The sequence below is a fragment of the Desertivibrio insolitus genome (assembly GCF_017355965.1).
Taxonomy (GTDB): domain Bacteria; phylum Actinomycetota; class Actinomycetes; order Actinomycetales; family Microbacteriaceae; genus JAFIQW01.
Window position 1 is genome coordinate 25651 of record NZ_JAFIQW010000005.1, and the last position, 17730, is coordinate 43380.

Consider the following 17730-nt stretch of genomic DNA (forward strand, 5'->3'; position numbering starts at 1 on the left):
CGCACACCGCGCGCTCGCCGAACTCCCACGGCGCTCCCAACCGGCCGCGCCACGGTGGAAAGACATCAGGCGACTGAGGAGGACATGTCATGGCCGAACAACCCGGCAACCAGACCCCGAACACCCCCGGCATCAGCGAGACCGAGCTGCGGGAGAGCAAGGTCGACGAGCTGCGCGAGCGCGCGGAAAAGGCCGGCGTCTCCGGCACGTCGGGATTGAAGAAGGACGAACTGATCGACGCGATCGTCGAGGCGGAGAGCGGCGGCGGTGACGGCACAGGCGCCGGCGCGGCGAGCGGCACCGCCGAGGACGAGCTGCGAGAGAGCAAGGTCGACGAGCTGCGCGAGCGCGCGAAGGACGACGGGGTCGGCGGCACGTCCGGCATGAAGAAGGACGAGCTCGTCGACGCGATCGTCGATGCCGAGAGCGGCCGCGGGGGAGCGGACGGCGCGGACGAGACGCCGGACGACCTCGGCGCCGGACCGGACGGCGGCCACATCCGCACCGGAGCCGAGACCTCGAAGTCGCTGAAGTACTCGCAGGAGGTCACCTCCACCGACGAGGAGCCCGAGCGTGAGGGGCGGAGCCTCGCGACCACGCACCACCAGGTCATCCGCGAGTGGGCGGAGTCGCGCGGCGGCGTGCCCGCGACGGTGCCCGGCACCGAGCACGGCGACCACCTCGGCGTGCTGCGCATCGACTTCGGCGGCGACAACGACGACCTCCGTCACGTCAGCTGGGAGGAGTGGTTCGAGACGTTCGACGAGCGCAAGCTGAACTTCATCTACCAGGAGCAGCGGAGCGACGGGAACCAGTCGACGTTCTTCATTCTGGAGAGCCCCGACCGCGAGGACGCCTGACAGTCGAGGACGCCTGACAGCCAGGGGAGACCGGGGACGGATGCCGCGGGTGCGAAGGCCCCGCGGCATCCGTGTGTCCGGGCGGTGCCGCATCGGCGGATCGGAGGCGTGCGGGGCCCCGCCTAGAATCATCGGGTGGCAAAAGCGCAGCTGATGGACTTCGACAAGGCGCTCGAGATGTTCGAGCCGGTCATCGGGCTCGAGGTGCACGTCGAGCTCTCGACCAAGTCGAAGATGTTCTCCTCCGCCCCGAACCCCGCCTACGGCGAGGCCTTCGGTGCCGAGCCGAACACGCAGATCACCCCGCTCGACATCGGACTGCCGGGCTCGCTGCCCGTCGTCAACGAGCAGGCGGTGCGCTACTCCATCCAGCTGGGGCTCGCGCTCGGTTGCTCGATCGCCGAGTCGAGCCGCTTCGCGCGCAAGAACTACTTCTACCCCGACCTCGGGAAGAACTACCAGATCAGCCAGTACGACGAGCCGATCGCGTACGAGGGCTCGGTCGAGGTCGAGCTCGAGAACGGGCGCGTGTTCCACGTGCCGATCGAGCGCGCGCACATGGAGGAGGACGCCGGCAAGCTCACGCACGTCGGCGGCGCGACCGGTCGCATCCAGGGCGCCGAGTACTCGCTCGTCGACTACAACCGTGCCGGTGTGCCGCTCGTCGAGATCGTGACGAAGCCGATCGTCGGCGCCGAGGCGGATGCCCCGGAGCTCGCCCGCGCCTACGTCTCGACGATCCGCGACATCGTCCGCGCGCTCGGCGTGAGCAACGCGCGCATGGAGCGCGGCAACCTGCGCTGCGACGCCAACGTCTCGCTGCGCCCGCGCGGCCAGGAGAAGTTCGGCACCCGCACCGAGACCAAGAACGTCAACTCCTTCCGCAGCATCGAGCGTGCGGTGCGCTACGAGATCCAGCGCCAGGCGGCGATCCTCGCCGCGGGCGGCACGATCCAGCAGGAGACCCGCCACTGGCACGAGGACACCGGCACGACCTCGCCCGGCCGTCCGAAGAGCGACGCCGACGACTACCGCTACTTCCCGGAGCCCGACCTGCTGCCGGTCGCCCCGCCCGCCGAGCTCATCGGGCAGCTGCGCGCAGCCCTGCCCGAGTCGCCCGCCGCGATGCGCCGCCGGCTCAAGGGGGAGTGGGGCTTCACCGACAACGAGTTCCGCGACGTCGTCAACTCGGGGCTCCTCGCCGAGCTCGTCGACACCGTGCGCGCCGGGGCGACGCCCGCCGCCGCCCGCAAGTGGTGGACGGGTGAGATCGCCCGCCTCGCCAACGCGCAGGGCGTCGAGCCGTCGTCGCTCGTGAACCCGCAGCAGGTCGCGCAGATCGCGCAGCTCGTCGAGTCCGGCGAGCTCACCGACCGCCTCGCCCGCCAGGTACTCGAGGGCGTCATCGCCGGCGAGGGAACGCCGGGCGAGGTCATCGAGAAGCGCGGCCTCCGCGTCGTCTCCGACGACAGCGCCCTGCTCGCCGCGATCGACGAGGCGCTCGCCGCCCAGCCCGACGTGCTCGCCAAGATCAAGGACGGCAAGGTGCAGGCCGCCGGTGCCGTGATCGGCGCGGTCATGAAGGCGATGAAGGGCCAGGCGGATGCCGCGCGCGTCCGCGAGCTCGTGCTGGAGCGCGCCGCGCAGTAGCCGCCCAGGCGTTGGTCGAGTAGTCGCGCCGCTCATCCCGTCGGTCGAGCAGCCGCGCGGCGACTGCTCCTCCCGTCGGCCGGAGTAGCGGCGGAGTGGCGTACCGGACCTCGCTCCGCCCGCCGGATCTCGCCGCCACCCTAGCGAGAGTAGGTAAGGCTCACCTAAGCTGGCTGCGTGCTTCATCCCCTGAGCCTCGGCACCGACGAGCGAGTCCGCGACGAGCGACCCGCCTACCGGCCCTACCTCGTCACGATCGGGCGGCTCACGCGACTGAGCCCCTCGTTCATGCGCGTCACCTTCGTCGGCGACGAGCTCGAGCACTTCGGCACCGCGGGCCTCGACCAGCGCATCAAGCTCGTGCTGCCGCACCCCGACGGACACCCCCTCGCGGGCGGCTACGGCGACTGCGGCTTCGACCGCGCCGACGACGGCTGGTTCGTGCGCTGGCGCGAGCTGCCCGACGAGCTCCGCAACCCGTTCCGCACCTACACCGTCCGCGCCGTGCGGCAGCACGCGCGCGAGGTCGACGTCGACGTCGTCGTGCACGGCGATGCCGGTCCCGCCTCCCGCTGGATCCAGCGCGCCCGGATCGGCGACGCGCTCGTGATGATCGGTCCCGACGACCGCAGCCTCTCCTGGCGCACGGGTCTCGACTGGCGCTGCGGCGGCGCCACCGAGGTGCTGCTCGCCGGCGACGAGACCGCGGCCCCCGCGATCGCCTCCATCCTCGAATCGCGCCCCGCGGGCGTCCACGCGACGGCGTTCATCGAGGTGCCGCACGCCGACGACGTGCTCCCGATCACCTCCGACGCCGAGCTCGACGTGCACTGGCTCGTGCGCGACGGCCGCCCGCACGGCGAACTGCTGCTCGACGCCGTCACCCGCTGGACCACCGTCGCGGCGCCGCTGCTCGACGGCGCGCGCGGCCCGGCGCTCGAGCCCGTCGACGACATCGACGTCGACCTCGAGCTGCTGTGGGACTCGCCGGAGGAGCAGGCGCGCCCCTTCTACGCGTGGCTCGCAGGCGAGTCATCCGTCATCAAGCGGCTCCGCCGCCTGCTGGTCAGCGACCTCGGCGTCGACCGCAGCAAGGTCGCGTTCATGGGCTACTGGCGCGCTGGACGCGCCGAAGGAGAGTGAGCGCCGCCTCCCAGTAGCGGCTGCTCCTGGACGAGGCCCCGTCGCACAGCCGGCGGGGCCTCGCCCTGTCCTCCCCAGCCGACGTCCTGCCAGCCGCGCCCACGGATCTGCACCCGCGAGCCCCTGGCCGACCCCGCGAGCGCGAGTCTCGGCGCATGCAGCTTCTCCGCGCCCGACTCGTCGCCCTGATCCTGGCCCTCGCCGCGACCGCCTTCGTGCTCGCCGCTCCGGCACCCGCCGCGGCCGTCCCTGCCACGGAACACGGGATCGGGCACCTGTGGCAGGCCGACGGCCGCTCGTGGATCGGGTCCTACCGCCTGGCCGACGGCCGGCTCGCCTTCTGCCTCCAGGCGGGCGCGCCCTCACCGCTCGGCAACGACTACACGGAGACGGATGCCGCCGCGCTCGGCGTCACCGGCGACACCGCGGCGCGCGTCGCCGAACTCACCCGGCGGTGGGCGGGCAGTCACGAGCCGGACATCGCCGCGGCGGCGCAGCTGGCGATCTGGAGCGTCACCGGGCTGAATGGGCGCGACCCCGGAGCGTACGCCTCGCGGGCGAACGGGCAGGCCGGGCGGGTGCGACAGCTCGCCGCCGAAATGCTCGCCACGGTCGACGGACCCGGCGGCGCCTCCCGCGGAGCCACAGCGACGCTCGACGTCGAGCTCCGGGCGGACGGCACGGGCACGGTCGTCGCGCAGGTCGTCGTCGACTACCTCGCCGGCGGGCCGGCCACGCTGCCGCCCGGCGCCGTGTCGGGCGTGCTCGAGCTGACGGGCGCGGCGACGGTTGACGGCAGCACGACGGCCAGCCTCGCCAACGGCGTCCCGCTCGAGGTCACGGTGCCGACGGGGGCGGCCGTGCTCGAGGCCGCCGCGGCGGTGCGCTTCACCGACCTGCCCTTCGGCGCGGGACTCGTGACGGCGACCAGCCCCGCCGGCTCACAGAACCTCGTGCTCGGCGCCCCCGTGACGGTCACGGCGGAGGCCGCCGCCGAGCGGTCGGTGCCGTCCGACGCGCCGTTCCAGCCGGTCGTGACCACGCAGACGAGCGCCGCCGTCGCGAGCGCCGGGGCACAGCTGACCGACCGGCTGGAGGTGACGATCGACGCGGCGAGCCCGTCGGTCGAATGGCCCGTGGTCGACGGACCCGACGGGCGACGCCCGGTTGAGGTGACCATCCGCAGCCGACTGCTCGGCCCGTTCTTCGCGCCGCCGGTCGAGGCGGACGCGCCGCCGTCGGACGCCCAGATCGTCTGCGAGGTCGTCACGGTCGCCACAGCGCCCGGAACGTACGACACCCCGCCGTGCGTGCTACCCGACGTGGGCTACTACGTGTGGGTCGAGACGATCGGGCCCGACGGCACGGCGACGGGCGGCGAGAAGGTGCTGCCGTGGCAGGGCCGGTTCGGCGTCGCGACCGAGACGACCCTCGTGCCGTTCGCCCCGCTGATCGAGACGGTGGCGACCCCCCAGAGCGCGGCGGTCGGCGACTGCGTGGCTGACCGGCTGACGGTGTCGAGGCTCAACCCGGCCGCCGGACCGCTCGAGGTCGACTCGATCCTGTGGGGCCCGTTCGAGCAGCGCCCCGCCCCGGGCTCGGTGCTGGACCCCGCGGCCCCGCAGGCCGGCCGGGTGACCACGACGATCCCGGCGGACGGCGAGCACACCACCCTGTGCATCCCCGTGAACGAGCCCGGTCACTACGTCTTCACCTACGCCTCGGCCGGCTCGGCCGACGGCAGCACGGTGCCCGTCTTCGAGGACCGCACCGTGCACGAGTCAGAGACGGTGACCGTGCGCGAGGAACTCGCGGAGACGGGCCCGGGCGAGACCGCCGCCGTGGTTCTCGCGCTGGCCGTCGGGACGATCGCGACGGGCGCGGCCCTCCTGGTGCGCCGGCGGCGCGGCGCTCACTCGAACGAGGCGGCGACCCCGTTGCGGTGGTAGTCGAAGATCAGGCTCGTGCGGGTCGAGGCGACGGATGCCTGGCCGCTCAACGTGATGACGAAGCGGCGCACCGCCGAGGAGTCCCGGGCCGCGATGTGGATCACGAAGTCGTCGCCGCCGCCCACGAAGAACACCTGGAGCACCTCGGGCATCCGCCGCACGGTCTGCGCGAACTCCTCGATGCTCGCCTGGCGGAAGCCCGGCCGGAGGGTGACCCCGATGAGCGCCTGGATCTCGTGGCCGAGCTTCGACTGGTCGACGCTCGTGAGGAAGCCCGTGATGATGCCTCGGTCCATAAGCGACTTCACGCGCTGGTGGGCCGTCGAGGGGGCGATGCCGAGCCGCAGGGCGAGCTGCGCGTTCGGGATGCGTGCGTTGAGGTTGAGCTCGTCGAGGATGCGCAGATCCAGCTCGTCGAGCGGGCCGTCGCGTAGATCGTTCGCGAGAGACATCCGTCGCCCATCCTTCCGTGACGATTCGAGCCAGTTCTGCTGCTTCTTCCGACGATCCTTCGTCTGAAACGTCACGGTAACGGAGAAGTTCCACCATTACGAGTATCGGAAGGAGTGCAACGATGCGCGTCGGAATCCCCACGGAGATCAAGAACAACGAGAACCGCGTCGCGGCGACGCCCGCGATGGTGCACGAACTCGTCGCCCACGGCCACGAGGTGCTCGTGCAGCAGGGCGCGGGCAACGGCTCGCGCCTGAGCGACGAGGAGTTCGCGGCCGAGGGCGCCCGCATCGTGCCGACCGCCGAGGAGGTGTGGGGCGAGGCCGACCTGCTCGTCAAGGTCAAGGAGCCGATCGAGCCCGAGTACGCGCTCATGCGCGAGGGTCAGGTGCTCTTCACCTACCTCCACCTCGCCGCCTCCCGCGCCTGCACCGACGCCGTGCTCGCCTCGAAGACCACGGCCATCGCCTACGAGACCGTTCAGCTGCCCACCCGCCAGTTGCCGCTGCTGTCGCCGATGAGCGAGGTCGCGGGCCGCCTCTCCGTGCAGGTCGGCGCCTATCACCTCATGCGCGCCTCCGGCGGCCGCGGGCTCCTGCTCGGCGGCGTGGCCGGCACGCCGAAGGCCAAGGTCGTCGTGATCGGCGGGGGAGTGGCCGGCGAGCACGCCGCCGCGAACGCCGTGGGGATGGGGGCCGACGTGACCGTCATCGACGTGTCGCTGCCGCGCCTGCGCCAGCTCGAGGAGCGGTTCAACGACCGCATCCAGACCCGCGCCTCCTCCCGCTACGAGATCGCCGCTCAGGTGCGCGAGGCCGACCTGGTCATCGGGTCGGTGCTCATCCCGGGCGCGCAGGCTCCGAAGCTCGTCACCGACGAGATGGTGTCGACGATGAAGCCCGGCGCCGTGCTCGTCGACATCGCCATCGACCAGGGCGGATGCTTCGAGGGCAGCCGACCCACGACCCACGACGACCCCGTGTTCCCCGTGCACGAGGCGATCTACTACTGCGTCGCGAACATGCCGGGCGCGGTGCCGCAGACCTCGACCGTCGCGCTGACGAACGCCACGACGCCGTACGTGCTCGCCCTCGCCGACAAGGGCTGGGAGACCGCCCTCGCCGACAACCCCGCGCTCGCGCTCGGTCTCAATGCGCACGCCGGCCGCGTCTACAACTCGGGCGTCGCCGCCGCCTTCGGCATGGAGCTCGCGACCCTCACCGACCGATGACCCTTCCCGCGGCGCTCGACCTGGCGGGGCGCACCGCCCTCGTCACCGGCGCGGGCAGTCCGACGGGGATCGGGTTCGCGTCCGCCCGGGCGCTCGGTGAGCTCGGCGCGCGGGTCGTCGTCACGGCCACGACGGACCGCATCCACGAGAGGGCGGCCGAGCTCGTCGCCGAGGGCATCGACGCGGTCGGGGTCGTCGCCCGCCTCGACAGCGAATTCGAGGTCGCGGCCCTCGCCGCGCAGACCAATGCCGTCGACGTGCTGGTCAACAACGCGGGCATGATCGCGGTCGGCGACGACGGCATGCCCGGCGGCGACATCACGCTCCCCGTCGCGCAGTGGACCGAGGGTCTCGCGCGCAACCTCACGAGCGCGTTCCTGCTGACGCGCGAGCTCGTGCCCGGCATGCGCGAGCGCCGGTGGGGTCGCGTCGTCATGATGGCGAGCGTGACCGGCCCGCTCATGGCCTCCGCCGGTGACGTCACGTACGCGGCCGCGAAGGCGGGTCTGGTCGGTCTCACCCGGGCCCTCGCCGTCGACGAGGCGCGGCACGGCATCACCGCGAACGCGGTCGCCCCCGGCTGGATCGCCACAGGATCGCAGCTGCCCGAGGAGGCCATCGAGGGCACGCTCGTGCCCGTCGGGCGCAGCGGCACCGCGGCGGAGGTCGCCTCGGTCGTCGCGTGGCTCGCCTCGCCGGGCGCGTCCTACGTCACCGGGCAGGTCGTCGCCGTCGACGGCGGCAACACGGTGCTGGAGGAACGCCGCGGCTGATCAGTCGCCGAGCGCCTGCGCGCGCTGCCGCGCCCGCCGCGCCTCGCGCCGGGCCGTCTGGGCGGCCTTCTCGGCATCCTCCCGCTGCTGCTCGAGCCGCTCGAGCTCGGGCGTCAGCCCCGCCAGCTCCCGCTCCAGCCGCGTGATGCGGTCGCGCAGCTCGTCGAGTTCCTCGCTCACCTCGTCGCGGCGGGCGGATGCTTCGTCGAGCCGCTCCTCGACCTCGTCCAGCCGGTCCGCGGCCTCCTCCGAGCGGCGCTCCGCCTCCTCGAGGTCGCGCAGCGCCTCCTCTCGCTCGCGGTCCGCCTTCTCGCGGCGTCTCGCCTCGAGGTCGTCCCTGCTCGCCTTCCGCGCTGCCGGGGTGGCGGGCGGCGCCGACTCGTCGAGCTCGGCGACGGCTCCCTCGAGGTCCACCGTGAGGCCCTCCGCGTCGAGCGAACGCAGCAGCCTCCCGCTGCTGACCGCCTCGCCGGCATCCGGATCGGTCAGGGCGGCCTGCAGCGTCTGCTCCACCTCGGCCAAGACGGCGGGCGTCGGCTCGTAGCCGAGCGACTCGACGAGCTCCCCGCCCTGCCGGGCGAGCGCCGCCACGAGCTGCCTTCGCTGCCGGGTGAGGGCCCGCAGCGAGTCGCGATCGAGGCTCTGCTGCGCCTCCCGCAGCGACTCGCCGAGCGCGAGCAGTTGCCCGAGCTCGTCGGCGAGATGCACCGCCATCATGTTGACGACCCATGCGGCGGTCGTCGGCTTCGGCAGTTTGCCGATGCGGGCCGCCGCGTCGCGGTCCTCGGAGCGCACCGAGCGGGCGCGGGCGTTCCGCGCGCTCGTGAACTCCTCGAGCGGAAGCGAGTACAGCTCCTGCGCGGCATCCGTGAGCGCGGTCATACCGTCATTGTCCCCACGAAGCGCCGCGATCAGCGGCCCGAACGTGATCGAGCGGCCGCCGACCAGGGGAGAGGGTCGAACGGCCGCTCGACGGCGGGATCAGCGGCGCGGCTGGCTCGGCAGCATCGGGCTGCTCTTCGCCGGCGGCGGGAACGCGTCGCGACCGGATGTCTCGGGTGAGACAGCCGAGTCGTGCTGCGACTGCTGCACCTCCGGCAGGTCCTCGGGCACCCCGCCGGAGGGTTCGGCGCCGTTCGCCAGCTGGGTGAGGCGCCCCTCGAGCACCGTCAGCACCGGAACCCGGTTGCCGTGCGCCCGCTCGAACTCGACGAGGGCCGTGATGCCCTGCTCGTCGAGCCCGGCGATCCGGCTGGGCAGTGTGCCGAGCGGGATGTGGTCGAAGTCGGGCAGAGGCAGGTCCTGCTTGTCGTTCGTCATGCTGGTCGCTCCTTCCTGGGCCATCCCTAGTGGGTGGCGACTCGTCCTTCCACGCTACGGACGGGCGGCTGGGGATTCGAGGAGTTCAGGGCGGAGACTCAGCAGGCGCGCGAGGCGCGCCGAGGGTCAGCGCCAGCCGAGCCCCGGCGCGACGTGCTCCAGGATCGCGCCGAGGGCGTGCGCGTTGTACTCGACGCCGAGTTGCGAGGGGATCGTCAGAAGCAGGGTGTCCGCGGCCTGGATGGCCTCGTCCTCCTTCAGCTCCTCGATCAGCCTGTCCGGCGGGCCGGCGTACGACTTGCCGAAGATCGCCGGTCCGGCGCCGGGCAGCTGGCCGACCTGATCCTCGCTCGTCCGATCGTGGCCGAACAGCTTCCAGTCCGTCTCGTCGACGAGTGCGAAAATCGAGCGGGAGACGGACACCCGCGGCTCGCGTTCGTGGCCCATCTCCGCCCACTTCGCCCGGTAGGCCTCGATCTGCTTGCGTTGCTGCACGTGGAACGGCTCGGCCGACTCGTGCATGACGAGCGTGGACGACTGCAGGTTCACGCCGAGTTCCGCCGCCCACTCCGCGGTCTTCCGGTTGCCGGCACCCCACCAGATGCGATCCCGGAGCCCCGGGGACTGCGGCTCGATCCCGAGCGGCCCCGGGTAGGGGTTCGGGAACATCGGGCGCGGGTTGGGCTCGGCGAATCGCGCGCCCTGGATCGCCTGCAGGAACACCTGGAAGTTGTCGCGCGCCATCTGCGCGCCCTCCGGGTCGTTCTCGTCCGGCTGATAGCCGAAGTAGCGGAACCCGTCGATCACCTGCTCGGGCGACCCCCGCGAGATGCCGAGCTGCAGTCGGCCGCCGGAGATGAGGTCGGCGACCGCCGCCTCCTCGGCCGCGTACAGGGGGTTCTCGTAGCGCATGTCGATGACGCCGGTGCCGATCTCGATCCTCGAGGTGCGGGCGCCGATGGCCGAGAGCAGCGGGTACGGGGCACCGTGCTGCCGGGCGAAGTGGTGCACCCGGAAGTAGGCCCCGTCGACGCCGATCTCCTCGGCGGCCTCCGCCAGTTCGATCGCCTGCAGCAGGGTGTCCGCGCCGGTCCTGGCCTGGGAATACGGCGCCGACGACCAGTGCCCGAACGAGAGGTAGCCGATCTTCTTGGTCATGCCGCCGCTCCCTGCATCGCCTGCGCGCTGAATCGCCTCATGTCCGCGTCAACTGCGTCGACGCCGTTCCCATTCCTACTACGCCGTGGCCTCCTGCGGGGCTGTGTCCTTCAGCGACTGGCGGTTGAACGCGAGCGCCTCCATCCGACACGCGATCGAGCTCCACTCGGCCTTCTGCAGCATCTTGCCGAGCTTCGCGCTCGGCGCCTCCTCGGCCCGGCCGCGGAGCATTCGGCACGCCTCGGCGAAGCCGGCCGCGTCGTCGCGCAGGTCGACCACGCCGGGGAAGTCGGCGACGACGTCGGGCACGCGGGTCGAGACGACCGGCAGACCGGCGGCGAGGTACTCGAGCGTCTTCGTCGGGCTGATCGACTTGGTGGCCTCGTTCAGTGCGAAGGGCATGATCGCCACGTCGAGCTCGGCCATCCGGTCGGGCAGCTGCTCGTACGCTTGCATGCCGAGGTAGGTGATGTTGTCGCGCTGCGGCAGGTCGGCCGGATCGATCTTGATGACCGGGCCGATCATGCGGATCTCCCAGTCGGGCAGCTCCGCGGCGAGGGCGTCGAGCAGCTCGATGTCGAGCCGCTCGTCGAGCACGCCGACGTACCCGGCGACCGGTCGGTCGCCGGCGGAGCGGGGCGCGCGGTCGCGGCGGTAGTGGTCGACGCTCACGCCGCTGGGGAAGAGGTGCGCGTCCTGCCGACCCTGACGCACGACGGAGCGGTGCAGCGAGCGGCCGCCGGCGAAGACGACGTCGGCCTCGCGCAGCGCCTGACGCTGACGCACGACGAGCTCGGGTGCGGCGCCCTTGAACGCGGCGAGGTCGTCCATCACGTCGTAGACGAGGGTCGTCGGCTTGAGCGCGAGGGCGACCTCGAGCGCGAGCGGTGTGTAGAGCCAGACGACGCGATCCTCGGTCGGCTCGCCGACGAGCTCCGGCAGCTGCTCGACGTAGTCGGGGAGCACCTCGTCGAAGTAGCCGACGTAGCGGTGCTGCTCGGGGATCTCCAGGCGCACCCGGTTGACCCCGTCCAGGTGCTCGTAGTTCAGCCGGTTGTCCGACCGGTCGTAGCCGGGCGGTGTCACCGGTTCCTCGACGAACCAGGTGCGACGGTCGTGAGCCGTCGCCAGGCGCGAGACGAGCTGCTGCGGGCGCTGCCAGACCCAGTCCCAGCGCAGGTGGGACAGGACGATCAGTTCACTGCGCATCGACGACCCTCAATTCCATTCTCGTGGTGACACGCGGGAGGCTGTTCCCGCGTCCGTCGGCAGGGGGCTCCTGCCACGTCCAGTGCGCCATCTGGGGGAGGTATCCCTGCAACCACGTCGCCGCCGGCTCGAGCAGGCGGTACGCGGGGAGGTCCTCCGACGCGAAACCATGGGCCGCCATGGAGTAGGCGGTGGATGCCACGGACTCGTGGCGGTCGAAGTCGTCGTCGAGCCAGTACATGCCGACGGGGTCGATGTGCCGGTCGCAGCGGAAGAGCAGCGAGTCCCAGTCGGTCGAGTCGATCGTCGGGAACCAGCACAGCCCCTCGATCGGCACGCCGCGGTCGCGGGCGCGTTCGCACTGCTCGAGCACGTACTTGAGCCACGTGGCGCGATCGGAGGTGGCGCCGCGCACGTTCGTCTCGGTGACCATCACCGGCATCCGGTACCGCTCGTGGTAGTCCACGATCTGGTCGGCGAGGGGCAGGGGGTCGGGGGTCGGGGTGGTGCCTCCGTCGATCGAGAAGTTCCACTGGCAGTGGGCGTAGTAGTCGAGGCCGAGCACGTCGATCGAGCCCGGACCGATGTCGAGCAGGCGCTCGCCGTCGACCTCGCCGAGCAGCCGTCCGAGCTCGGACTCGGGGTCGTAGCCGCGGCCGAGGAAGGCGTCGAGCACCATGAAGCGGCGGTCGTTCGCCATCGCCGCGTAGGCGCGCCCCGAGTCATCCGACCCGGTGTGGTTCTCGCAGGTGTCGACCCAGACGTGCCGCGCCTCGGGCAGCAGCGCCTTGTAGAGGATGCTCGCCTGCACGACGGCGGGCAGCACGTTGACGATCAGGTCGACGAAGCCGCGCAGGCCGGAGTGGTACGGCGGCCAGATCGCCTCGTGGCCCGAGAGGAAGAGGGTCGAGAACGGCTCGTTGAACAGCGTGTACTCGGTGATCCACGGGTAGCGCAGCGCGAACTCCTCCGCGTACGCGAGATAGACCTCGCCGAAGTCGGGGTCGGCGAAGCCGTCCTCGAGCCAGGCGGGGTAGCTCGTGTGGTGCACCAGGTCGACGATCGGCGACATCCCGGTGTCGCGCATGTGCTGGAGCACTTCGTCGGTCTCGGTCCAGTCGTACTCACCGCGAACCTGCTCGACGCGGTGCCAGCGGATGGGGTAGCGGAGCCGGGTGATCCCCGCCTCGCGCAGCAGTGCCAGGTCCTCCCGCCAGCGGCGGTCGTGCTCCGTGCTCTCCATGACGTCGCGGTCATGGGCCGGCTGGTAGGTGCTCTCGAAACCACCGACGATCTCGATCGGCCGTTGCGCGGCTCCGAGAGGTGCTGTCACTGTGTCGCCTCCTCAGCGTGGCGGGCGTCGCCCGGGTTGTCGGACATCCGCCCAGCAGGCGGACGTCCAGTGGACGTGATGGGTGCTCGCCCTGTCGCGGGCTTCACCGGCGGTCGAACGACTGGTAGGCGAGATCGAGCAGCTCGGCCGCGCGCAGGTTGAGGCGACGGGACTCGTCGAGGTCGGCGTTCAGCTCGGCGAGCTGCTCGCGCAGCTCCTGCACCTCGCGTTCGAGTCGGTGCACGCTCTCCCACACCTCGTCGTGCTCGGTCATGGCCTTGATCGGATGGAAGTTCACGATCTGCTCCTCACGGTGACTCTGCTCAGGCCGTCGTCGGCCTCGTACCGCTCGTCGACGACGTCGAGCGAGTACCGCTCGAGGGCGTCGAACAGCGCCTGCCGCGGTCGCGGGGCGAGGTCGTTCCAGCCGGGGTGGGGGATCTGCTCGCCGACGTCGAGCTCGAGGTGCGCGGTCCCGCCACTCGTGCGGAGGGCGTGCCGGATGAATCGGAGCGAGACGTCCCAGCCGAGCGGGCTCAGGGCGTTGAACAGTTGCCGCGCGTAGATGTGGGTGGAGGGGTCCGCGGTCGCGCTGCAGCGCCCCCACAACCGCACGGCGTCGCGGTCGCTGTTGAGGTTGACGCGCTCGTACGTCGGCGGCCGGTCCATCCCCGCGGCGACGCGCCGCGCGTTGACGAGGGCGGGCCGGCTGAAGTCGACCGCGAGCACGGGGTGCCCGCGCTCGGCGAAGAACCGGGCGTCGTCGCCGAGCCCGCAGCCGAGCTCGATCACCCTCGCGTCGGGCTCGAGGCCCGCGGCGACGGAGCGGGCGAAGTCCGACGGCCCGTGGTCGTAGCCGGTGCCGATCGCGGTGCGGTGCGACTCCTCCCAGTTCTCCCGGTCGAAGTCGAAGTGGTTGAGCCACCAGAAGTAGCGGCGGGCCGCGGCGGGCGGGGTCTCGAAGCGGAAGGCGGGGTCGGGCGTCGCCCAGCCGGGCCCGTAGATCGCGGCGAGCAGCGTCTCGGGGGCGGCCGGTGCCGGCAGCGAGTGCCCGTTGACGTCGATCGGATGCGTCGGCAGGAGCCGAACGCGCGCGGCCCGCTCGCGGGCGTGGAAGGTGCCGTAGAACCATCCGTCGCACACGAAGTACGTGAAGATGTCGATGTAGAACGCGTCGCTGACGCTGTCGCCGGGGAACATCACCTGGAGGTGTCCGCTCGAGTGGCGGACGAGCTCGTAGCCCTCCTCGAGCAGCCCCCGCTCGAGCTCGAGGCTCTCCAGCACGATGTCGGACGGGTTGTCGAACCGGCTGAGGTAGGCGAGGTCGGCGTCGTCGTCGTGCGGCAGCATCCGTCCGTCGCGGACGGGGCCGAGCAGCGTGCCGCCGGTCACGAAGAGCTCGTGACCGAACCGCTCGCGCACGAGGGCGACGAGGCGCTCGGTCTCGTGCAGCACGCCCTCGACGAGGTCCGGGTCGCGGCCCTCGAACGACTTCGCGAGGCGGCCCCACTTGTTCACGACGAGCGGGGTGCCGGAGCCGGGGTCGACGAGCGTCAGCGGAGCATCCGTGTCGCCGAAGACGACGGGCGCCTCTGCGAGCAGCGTCTCGCCCGCGTCGAGCCCGAGCCGGACGCGGCCGGTGAGACGCTCCGCGAGCGCGGGCGGCCACGACACGACGAGGTCGCCGCGGGCGTCGCGCTGGGCCTCGTCGACGCGGAAGGTCCAGATCCGGCGGCCGTCGAAGCGCACGGAGAGCGCCTGATCCGATGCGAGTGCTACGCCTCCGACCCTGAGGAACTCGGGGGAGGCGGTGACCTCCGCGGTCATGACGCCGCGGTCGCGTGTGTCGACGCGGGCTCGGCCTGGGGAAGTCGGATGTCGAAGGTCTGACCGGTCGCCTCGGACGCGAGCACGCGCAGGCTGGCCTCGGCGACCGCGTCGACCCGCAGCAGCGATTCGGGCGCCTCGTGACCGAAGGCCTTCTCGCGCATGGGGGTCGCGGTGCGGCTCGGGCTGATGCAGTTCACGCGGATGCCCTCGGTGTGCCACTCGTCGGCGAGCGCCTGCGTGAGGTTGACGATCGCCGCCTTGGTCGCCGAGTACACCGTGTAGTTCGCCCGGCCCCTGGTGTAGGAGCTCGACGCGTAGAGCATGAGCGACCCCTGCGAGGCCTTGAGGTATTCGTACGACTCCTGCGCGACGACGAACGCGGCGAGCAGATTGACCTCGACGTCGTGGTGCAGCTGGTCGTCGGACATCCGGTTGAGCGGCCCGACGGTGAGCACGCCGGCGGTGAGCACGACGTGATCGATCCGGCCGTAGCGCCGCTTCGCGTCGACGAGCGCGGCCGCGACGGACTCGCGCTGCTCGACGTGAGTGCCGGTCGTCGTGCGGCTGCAGCCGACGGCGATGGCGCCGGCCTGACTCAGGCGCTCGCACAGCGCGGACCCGATGCCGGAGCTCGAGCCGAAGACCACGACGACCTTGCCCTGGAGCGCCGGCAGCGCGGCATCCGGTGCCGGGAGCGCGCGCAGCTGGAACAGCTTGTCGACGAGGTGGATGTCGATGGGCTGGGTGATCTTGATGTTCGCCTCGCGGCCCTCGACGACGAAGATCGGGGTGCCGGGCAGGTACTTGAGCACGACCGAGCAGTCGTCGGTCGCCGTGAAGTGGGGGTCCTCGGCCGCGTTCTCGTAGGCGCTGAGGAGCGTCGAGCGGCGGAAGCCCTGGGGGGTCTGGCCGCGGCGCAGCGAGGAGCGCGGGGGCACGTCGCTGATGAAGTTGCCCTCGTCGACCTCGACGATGGTGTCGGAGGAGGGGATCGCCGTGTCGACGGCGTCGTAGGAGTCAAGGGCGTCGACGCAGGTGCGGATGACCTCGGGGTCGATGAGCGGACGCACGGCGTCGTGGAACAGGACCTTCGCGTCGGGGTCGTCGATCGCGAGCAGTGCGAGGCGCGAGGTCTCGTTGCGGGTGCCGCCGCCGGGCAGCACCGCCGTGATCTTGGGGTAGCGGCTCCGCGGCAGCAGGTCGGTGGTCTCCTCGAGCCAGTCTGCGTTGGTCATGACGATGATCTCGTCGATGCACGGCGTGTCCTGGAACGTGTCGGCCGTGTGCTCGAGGCTGGTCTTGCCGGCGACCGGCACGAACTGCTTCGGGATGTCGAGGCCCATCCGGGAGCCGATGCCGGCGGCGAGGATCACCGCCACCGTTCGCGGCCGCTGGGTCATCCGGATCGTCATCGTCCTCCCTTCGGCCGCGTGCGCGGTGGCGTCGTGACCACCGGCCGCCGTGGCGGGTCTCGTGTCAACTCATGTCGTCCCCCAAGTTGAGCCCCTTGGAACCTGAGGATTCACCGGCTTTACAGGCGGGTGAACCACTGGTAAACGCGAGGTGAACGGGTGCGCCCGCGCCAGGCGGGCGCACCCTCGGTACCGCGGATTTGCCGGTCACGCACCCTGTTAGGCCATCTCGGTCTGCAGCACGACCTCGATGTTGCCCCTCGTCGCGTTCGAGTAGGGGCAGAGTTCGTGAGCGCGTTGGGTGAGCCGCTCACCCTCTTCCTGGGTGACGCCGTCGAGCTCCACGACGAGGGTGACCGCGAGGCCGTATGCTCCGCCCCCGGTCGGGCCGATCCCGACCTCGGCGGTGACGGCGCTGTCCGCGATCGCGAGACCGAGCTGCTTGGCCGCGCCCTTCAGTGCCGAGTGGAAGCACGCGGAGTACCCGGCGGCGAACAGCTGCTCGGGGTTCGTCGCGCCACCGGGGCCGCCGAGCTCCTTCGGCGTCCGCACCTCCTGGTCGAGAAAGCCGTCGGTGCTGCGGACGTGGCCGTTGCGGCCGTCACCCGTGCTCGTGGCCGAGGCGGTGTAGAGGATGCGGGTCGTCTTCTCGTCGGTGGTCATCCGTCGAGCCAATACGGGCAGGGTGGGCGCCAGGTGGGTCCGGCCTCCGAAAGCGGCGGATGCCGCGCGGGACGCTCCGGGCGGAGGTCAGAGACCGCGGTCGACCATGTCGAGCAGGTGCTCGGTCGTGCGCTCGATGAGATCGTCGGTGAGCCCGTAGAGGGGCCCGTCGATCACGAGCATCCCGAGCCCGTGCACGGACGACCATGCGAGGAACTCGGCGTTCGGTCGTCGTTCGGGCGGGAGAACGCCCGCCTCGACCAGCTCGTCGAGCACGGCGCCGAGGATCTGGAACGGGGTGCGCCCGCTCTCACCCGCCTTGTCCGGCGCGAAGGCGCGGGCCATGTCCTCGGGCACGGAGAACGCCGTGCGGAACAGCCCGGGCTCGTCCCGGGCGAAGCGGAGGTACGCGCGGCCGACCGCGCGCAGCCGTGCCCTGGCATCCGTCGCCGGGTCGCCGGACGCCGGAAGCTGTGCGAGCGTCTGCTCCATGACGTCGGCGGCGAGCCCCTGAGCGACGCCGGAGACCGCGAGCATGAGGGCGTTGCGGTCGGCGAAGTGCCGGTACGCGGCGTTGGGGGAGACCCCGGCGGTCCTCGTCGCCTCGCGCAGCACGATCGCGCCGGGTCCGCCGGCGCGCGCCATGGCGAAGCCCGCCTCGACGAGCGCGCGGCGCAGGTCGCCGTGTCGGTAGGTGCTGCGTGACCGCACCGCCTGCTCGCTCAATCGGACCTCCCGCTCGTTCC

General features: G+C 71.7%; 17 protein-coding genes. 6 read left to right on the forward strand and 11 right to left on the reverse strand.

All coding sequences use genetic code 11. The features are described 5' to 3' along the window. The first annotated feature begins 89 nt into the window (after window positions 1-89). From JUB10_RS12220 to JUB10_RS12235, 4 genes are all read left to right on the forward strand, one after another. Window positions 90-860: a Rho termination factor N-terminal domain-containing protein gene (locus JUB10_RS12220; RefSeq protein ID WP_242682569.1), complete on the forward strand. Its 771-nt coding sequence runs from the start codon at window positions 90-92 to the stop codon at window positions 858-860. A gap of 135 nt (window positions 861-995) precedes the next feature. Next, window positions 996-2510, forward strand: a complete 1515-nt coding sequence (gene gatB, locus JUB10_RS12225; RefSeq protein WP_207457131.1) for an Asp-tRNA(Asn)/Glu-tRNA(Gln) amidotransferase subunit GatB — start codon at window positions 996-998, stop codon at window positions 2508-2510. Between the two features lie 177 nt (window positions 2511-2687). Next, window positions 2688-3653, forward strand: coding sequence for a siderophore-interacting protein (locus tag JUB10_RS12230; RefSeq protein ID WP_307859217.1), 966 nt, complete (start codon window positions 2688-2690; stop codon window positions 3651-3653). 155 nt (window positions 3654-3808) lie between these two features. Then, entirely contained in the window at window positions 3809-5602 is a 1794-nt protein-coding gene (locus JUB10_RS12235; RefSeq protein ID WP_207457133.1) for a thioester domain-containing protein, read from the forward strand. Here the strand turns inward: JUB10_RS12235 and JUB10_RS12240 are convergent. Beyond that, the gene (locus JUB10_RS12240; protein WP_207457134.1) at window positions 5566-6054 is read right to left on the reverse strand and encodes an Lrp/AsnC family transcriptional regulator; all 489 of its coding nucleotides are present in this window, start codon (window positions 6052-6054) and stop codon (window positions 5566-5568) included. The two genes, JUB10_RS12235 and JUB10_RS12240, sit on opposite strands and share 37 nt — an antisense overlap. A gap of 122 nt (window positions 6055-6176) precedes the next feature. Here JUB10_RS12240 and ald point away from each other — a divergent pair, with 122 nt between their 5' ends. After that, window positions 6177-7286 (forward strand): alanine dehydrogenase, encoded by a 1110-nt coding sequence (gene ald, locus JUB10_RS12245; protein ID WP_207457136.1) that lies wholly within the window; start codon window positions 6177-6179, stop codon window positions 7284-7286. Then, entirely contained in the window at window positions 7283-8059 is a 777-nt protein-coding gene (locus JUB10_RS12250) for an SDR family NAD(P)-dependent oxidoreductase (protein ID WP_207457137.1), read from the forward strand. Before ald ends, JUB10_RS12250 begins: the two co-directional genes overlap by 4 nt. On the opposite strand, the gene JUB10_RS12255 is transcribed toward JUB10_RS12250, so the two are convergent. The 10 genes from JUB10_RS12255 to JUB10_RS12300 form a co-directional block, all read right to left on the reverse strand. Beyond that, the gene (locus JUB10_RS12255; RefSeq protein ID WP_207457139.1) at window positions 8060-8941 is read right to left on the reverse strand and encodes a transposase; all 882 of its coding nucleotides are present in this window, start codon (window positions 8939-8941) and stop codon (window positions 8060-8062) included. 99 nt (window positions 8942-9040) lie between these two features. Next, a complete protein-coding gene (locus JUB10_RS12260; RefSeq protein WP_207457140.1) occupies window positions 9041-9379 on the reverse strand; it encodes a hypothetical protein in 339 nt (112 codons plus the stop codon). 126 nt (window positions 9380-9505) lie between these two features. Continuing rightward, the gene (locus tag JUB10_RS12265) at window positions 9506-10537 is read right to left on the reverse strand and encodes an LLM class flavin-dependent oxidoreductase (RefSeq protein WP_207457141.1); all 1032 of its coding nucleotides are present in this window, start codon (window positions 10535-10537) and stop codon (window positions 9506-9508) included. A 78-nt stretch (window positions 10538-10615) separates the two neighbouring features. Further along, window positions 10616-11746 (reverse strand): glycosyltransferase, encoded by a 1131-nt coding sequence (locus tag JUB10_RS12270; RefSeq protein WP_207457143.1) that lies wholly within the window; start codon window positions 11744-11746, stop codon window positions 10616-10618. After that, a complete protein-coding gene (locus tag JUB10_RS12275; protein ID WP_207457145.1) occupies window positions 11736-13079 on the reverse strand; it encodes a family 1 glycosylhydrolase in 1344 nt (447 codons plus the stop codon). The genes JUB10_RS12270 and JUB10_RS12275 overlap by 11 nt, the downstream gene beginning before the upstream one ends. A gap of 103 nt (window positions 13080-13182) precedes the next feature. Continuing rightward, window positions 13183-13377 (reverse strand): hypothetical protein, encoded by a 195-nt coding sequence (locus tag JUB10_RS12280; RefSeq protein WP_207457147.1) that lies wholly within the window; start codon window positions 13375-13377, stop codon window positions 13183-13185. Then, on the reverse strand, window positions 13374-14906 hold the full coding sequence (locus tag JUB10_RS12285) for a class I SAM-dependent methyltransferase (protein ID WP_207457148.1): 1533 nt from the start codon (window positions 14904-14906) through the stop codon (window positions 13374-13376). The genes JUB10_RS12280 and JUB10_RS12285 overlap by 4 nt, the downstream gene beginning before the upstream one ends. Further along, on the reverse strand, window positions 14903-16309 hold the full coding sequence (gene ispD, locus JUB10_RS12290; protein WP_207457150.1) for a 2-C-methyl-D-erythritol 4-phosphate cytidylyltransferase: 1407 nt from the start codon (window positions 16307-16309) through the stop codon (window positions 14903-14905). Before ispD ends, JUB10_RS12285 begins: the two co-directional genes overlap by 4 nt. A gap of 231 nt (window positions 16310-16540) precedes the next feature. Then, the gene (locus JUB10_RS12295) at window positions 16541-16984 is read right to left on the reverse strand and encodes an organic hydroperoxide resistance protein (RefSeq protein ID WP_207457152.1); all 444 of its coding nucleotides are present in this window, start codon (window positions 16982-16984) and stop codon (window positions 16541-16543) included. 87 nt (window positions 16985-17071) lie between these two features. Beyond that, window positions 17072-17710, reverse strand: coding sequence for a TetR/AcrR family transcriptional regulator (locus tag JUB10_RS12300; RefSeq protein ID WP_242682570.1), 639 nt, complete (start codon window positions 17708-17710; stop codon window positions 17072-17074). Between the last annotated feature and the right edge of the window lie 20 nt (window positions 17711-17730).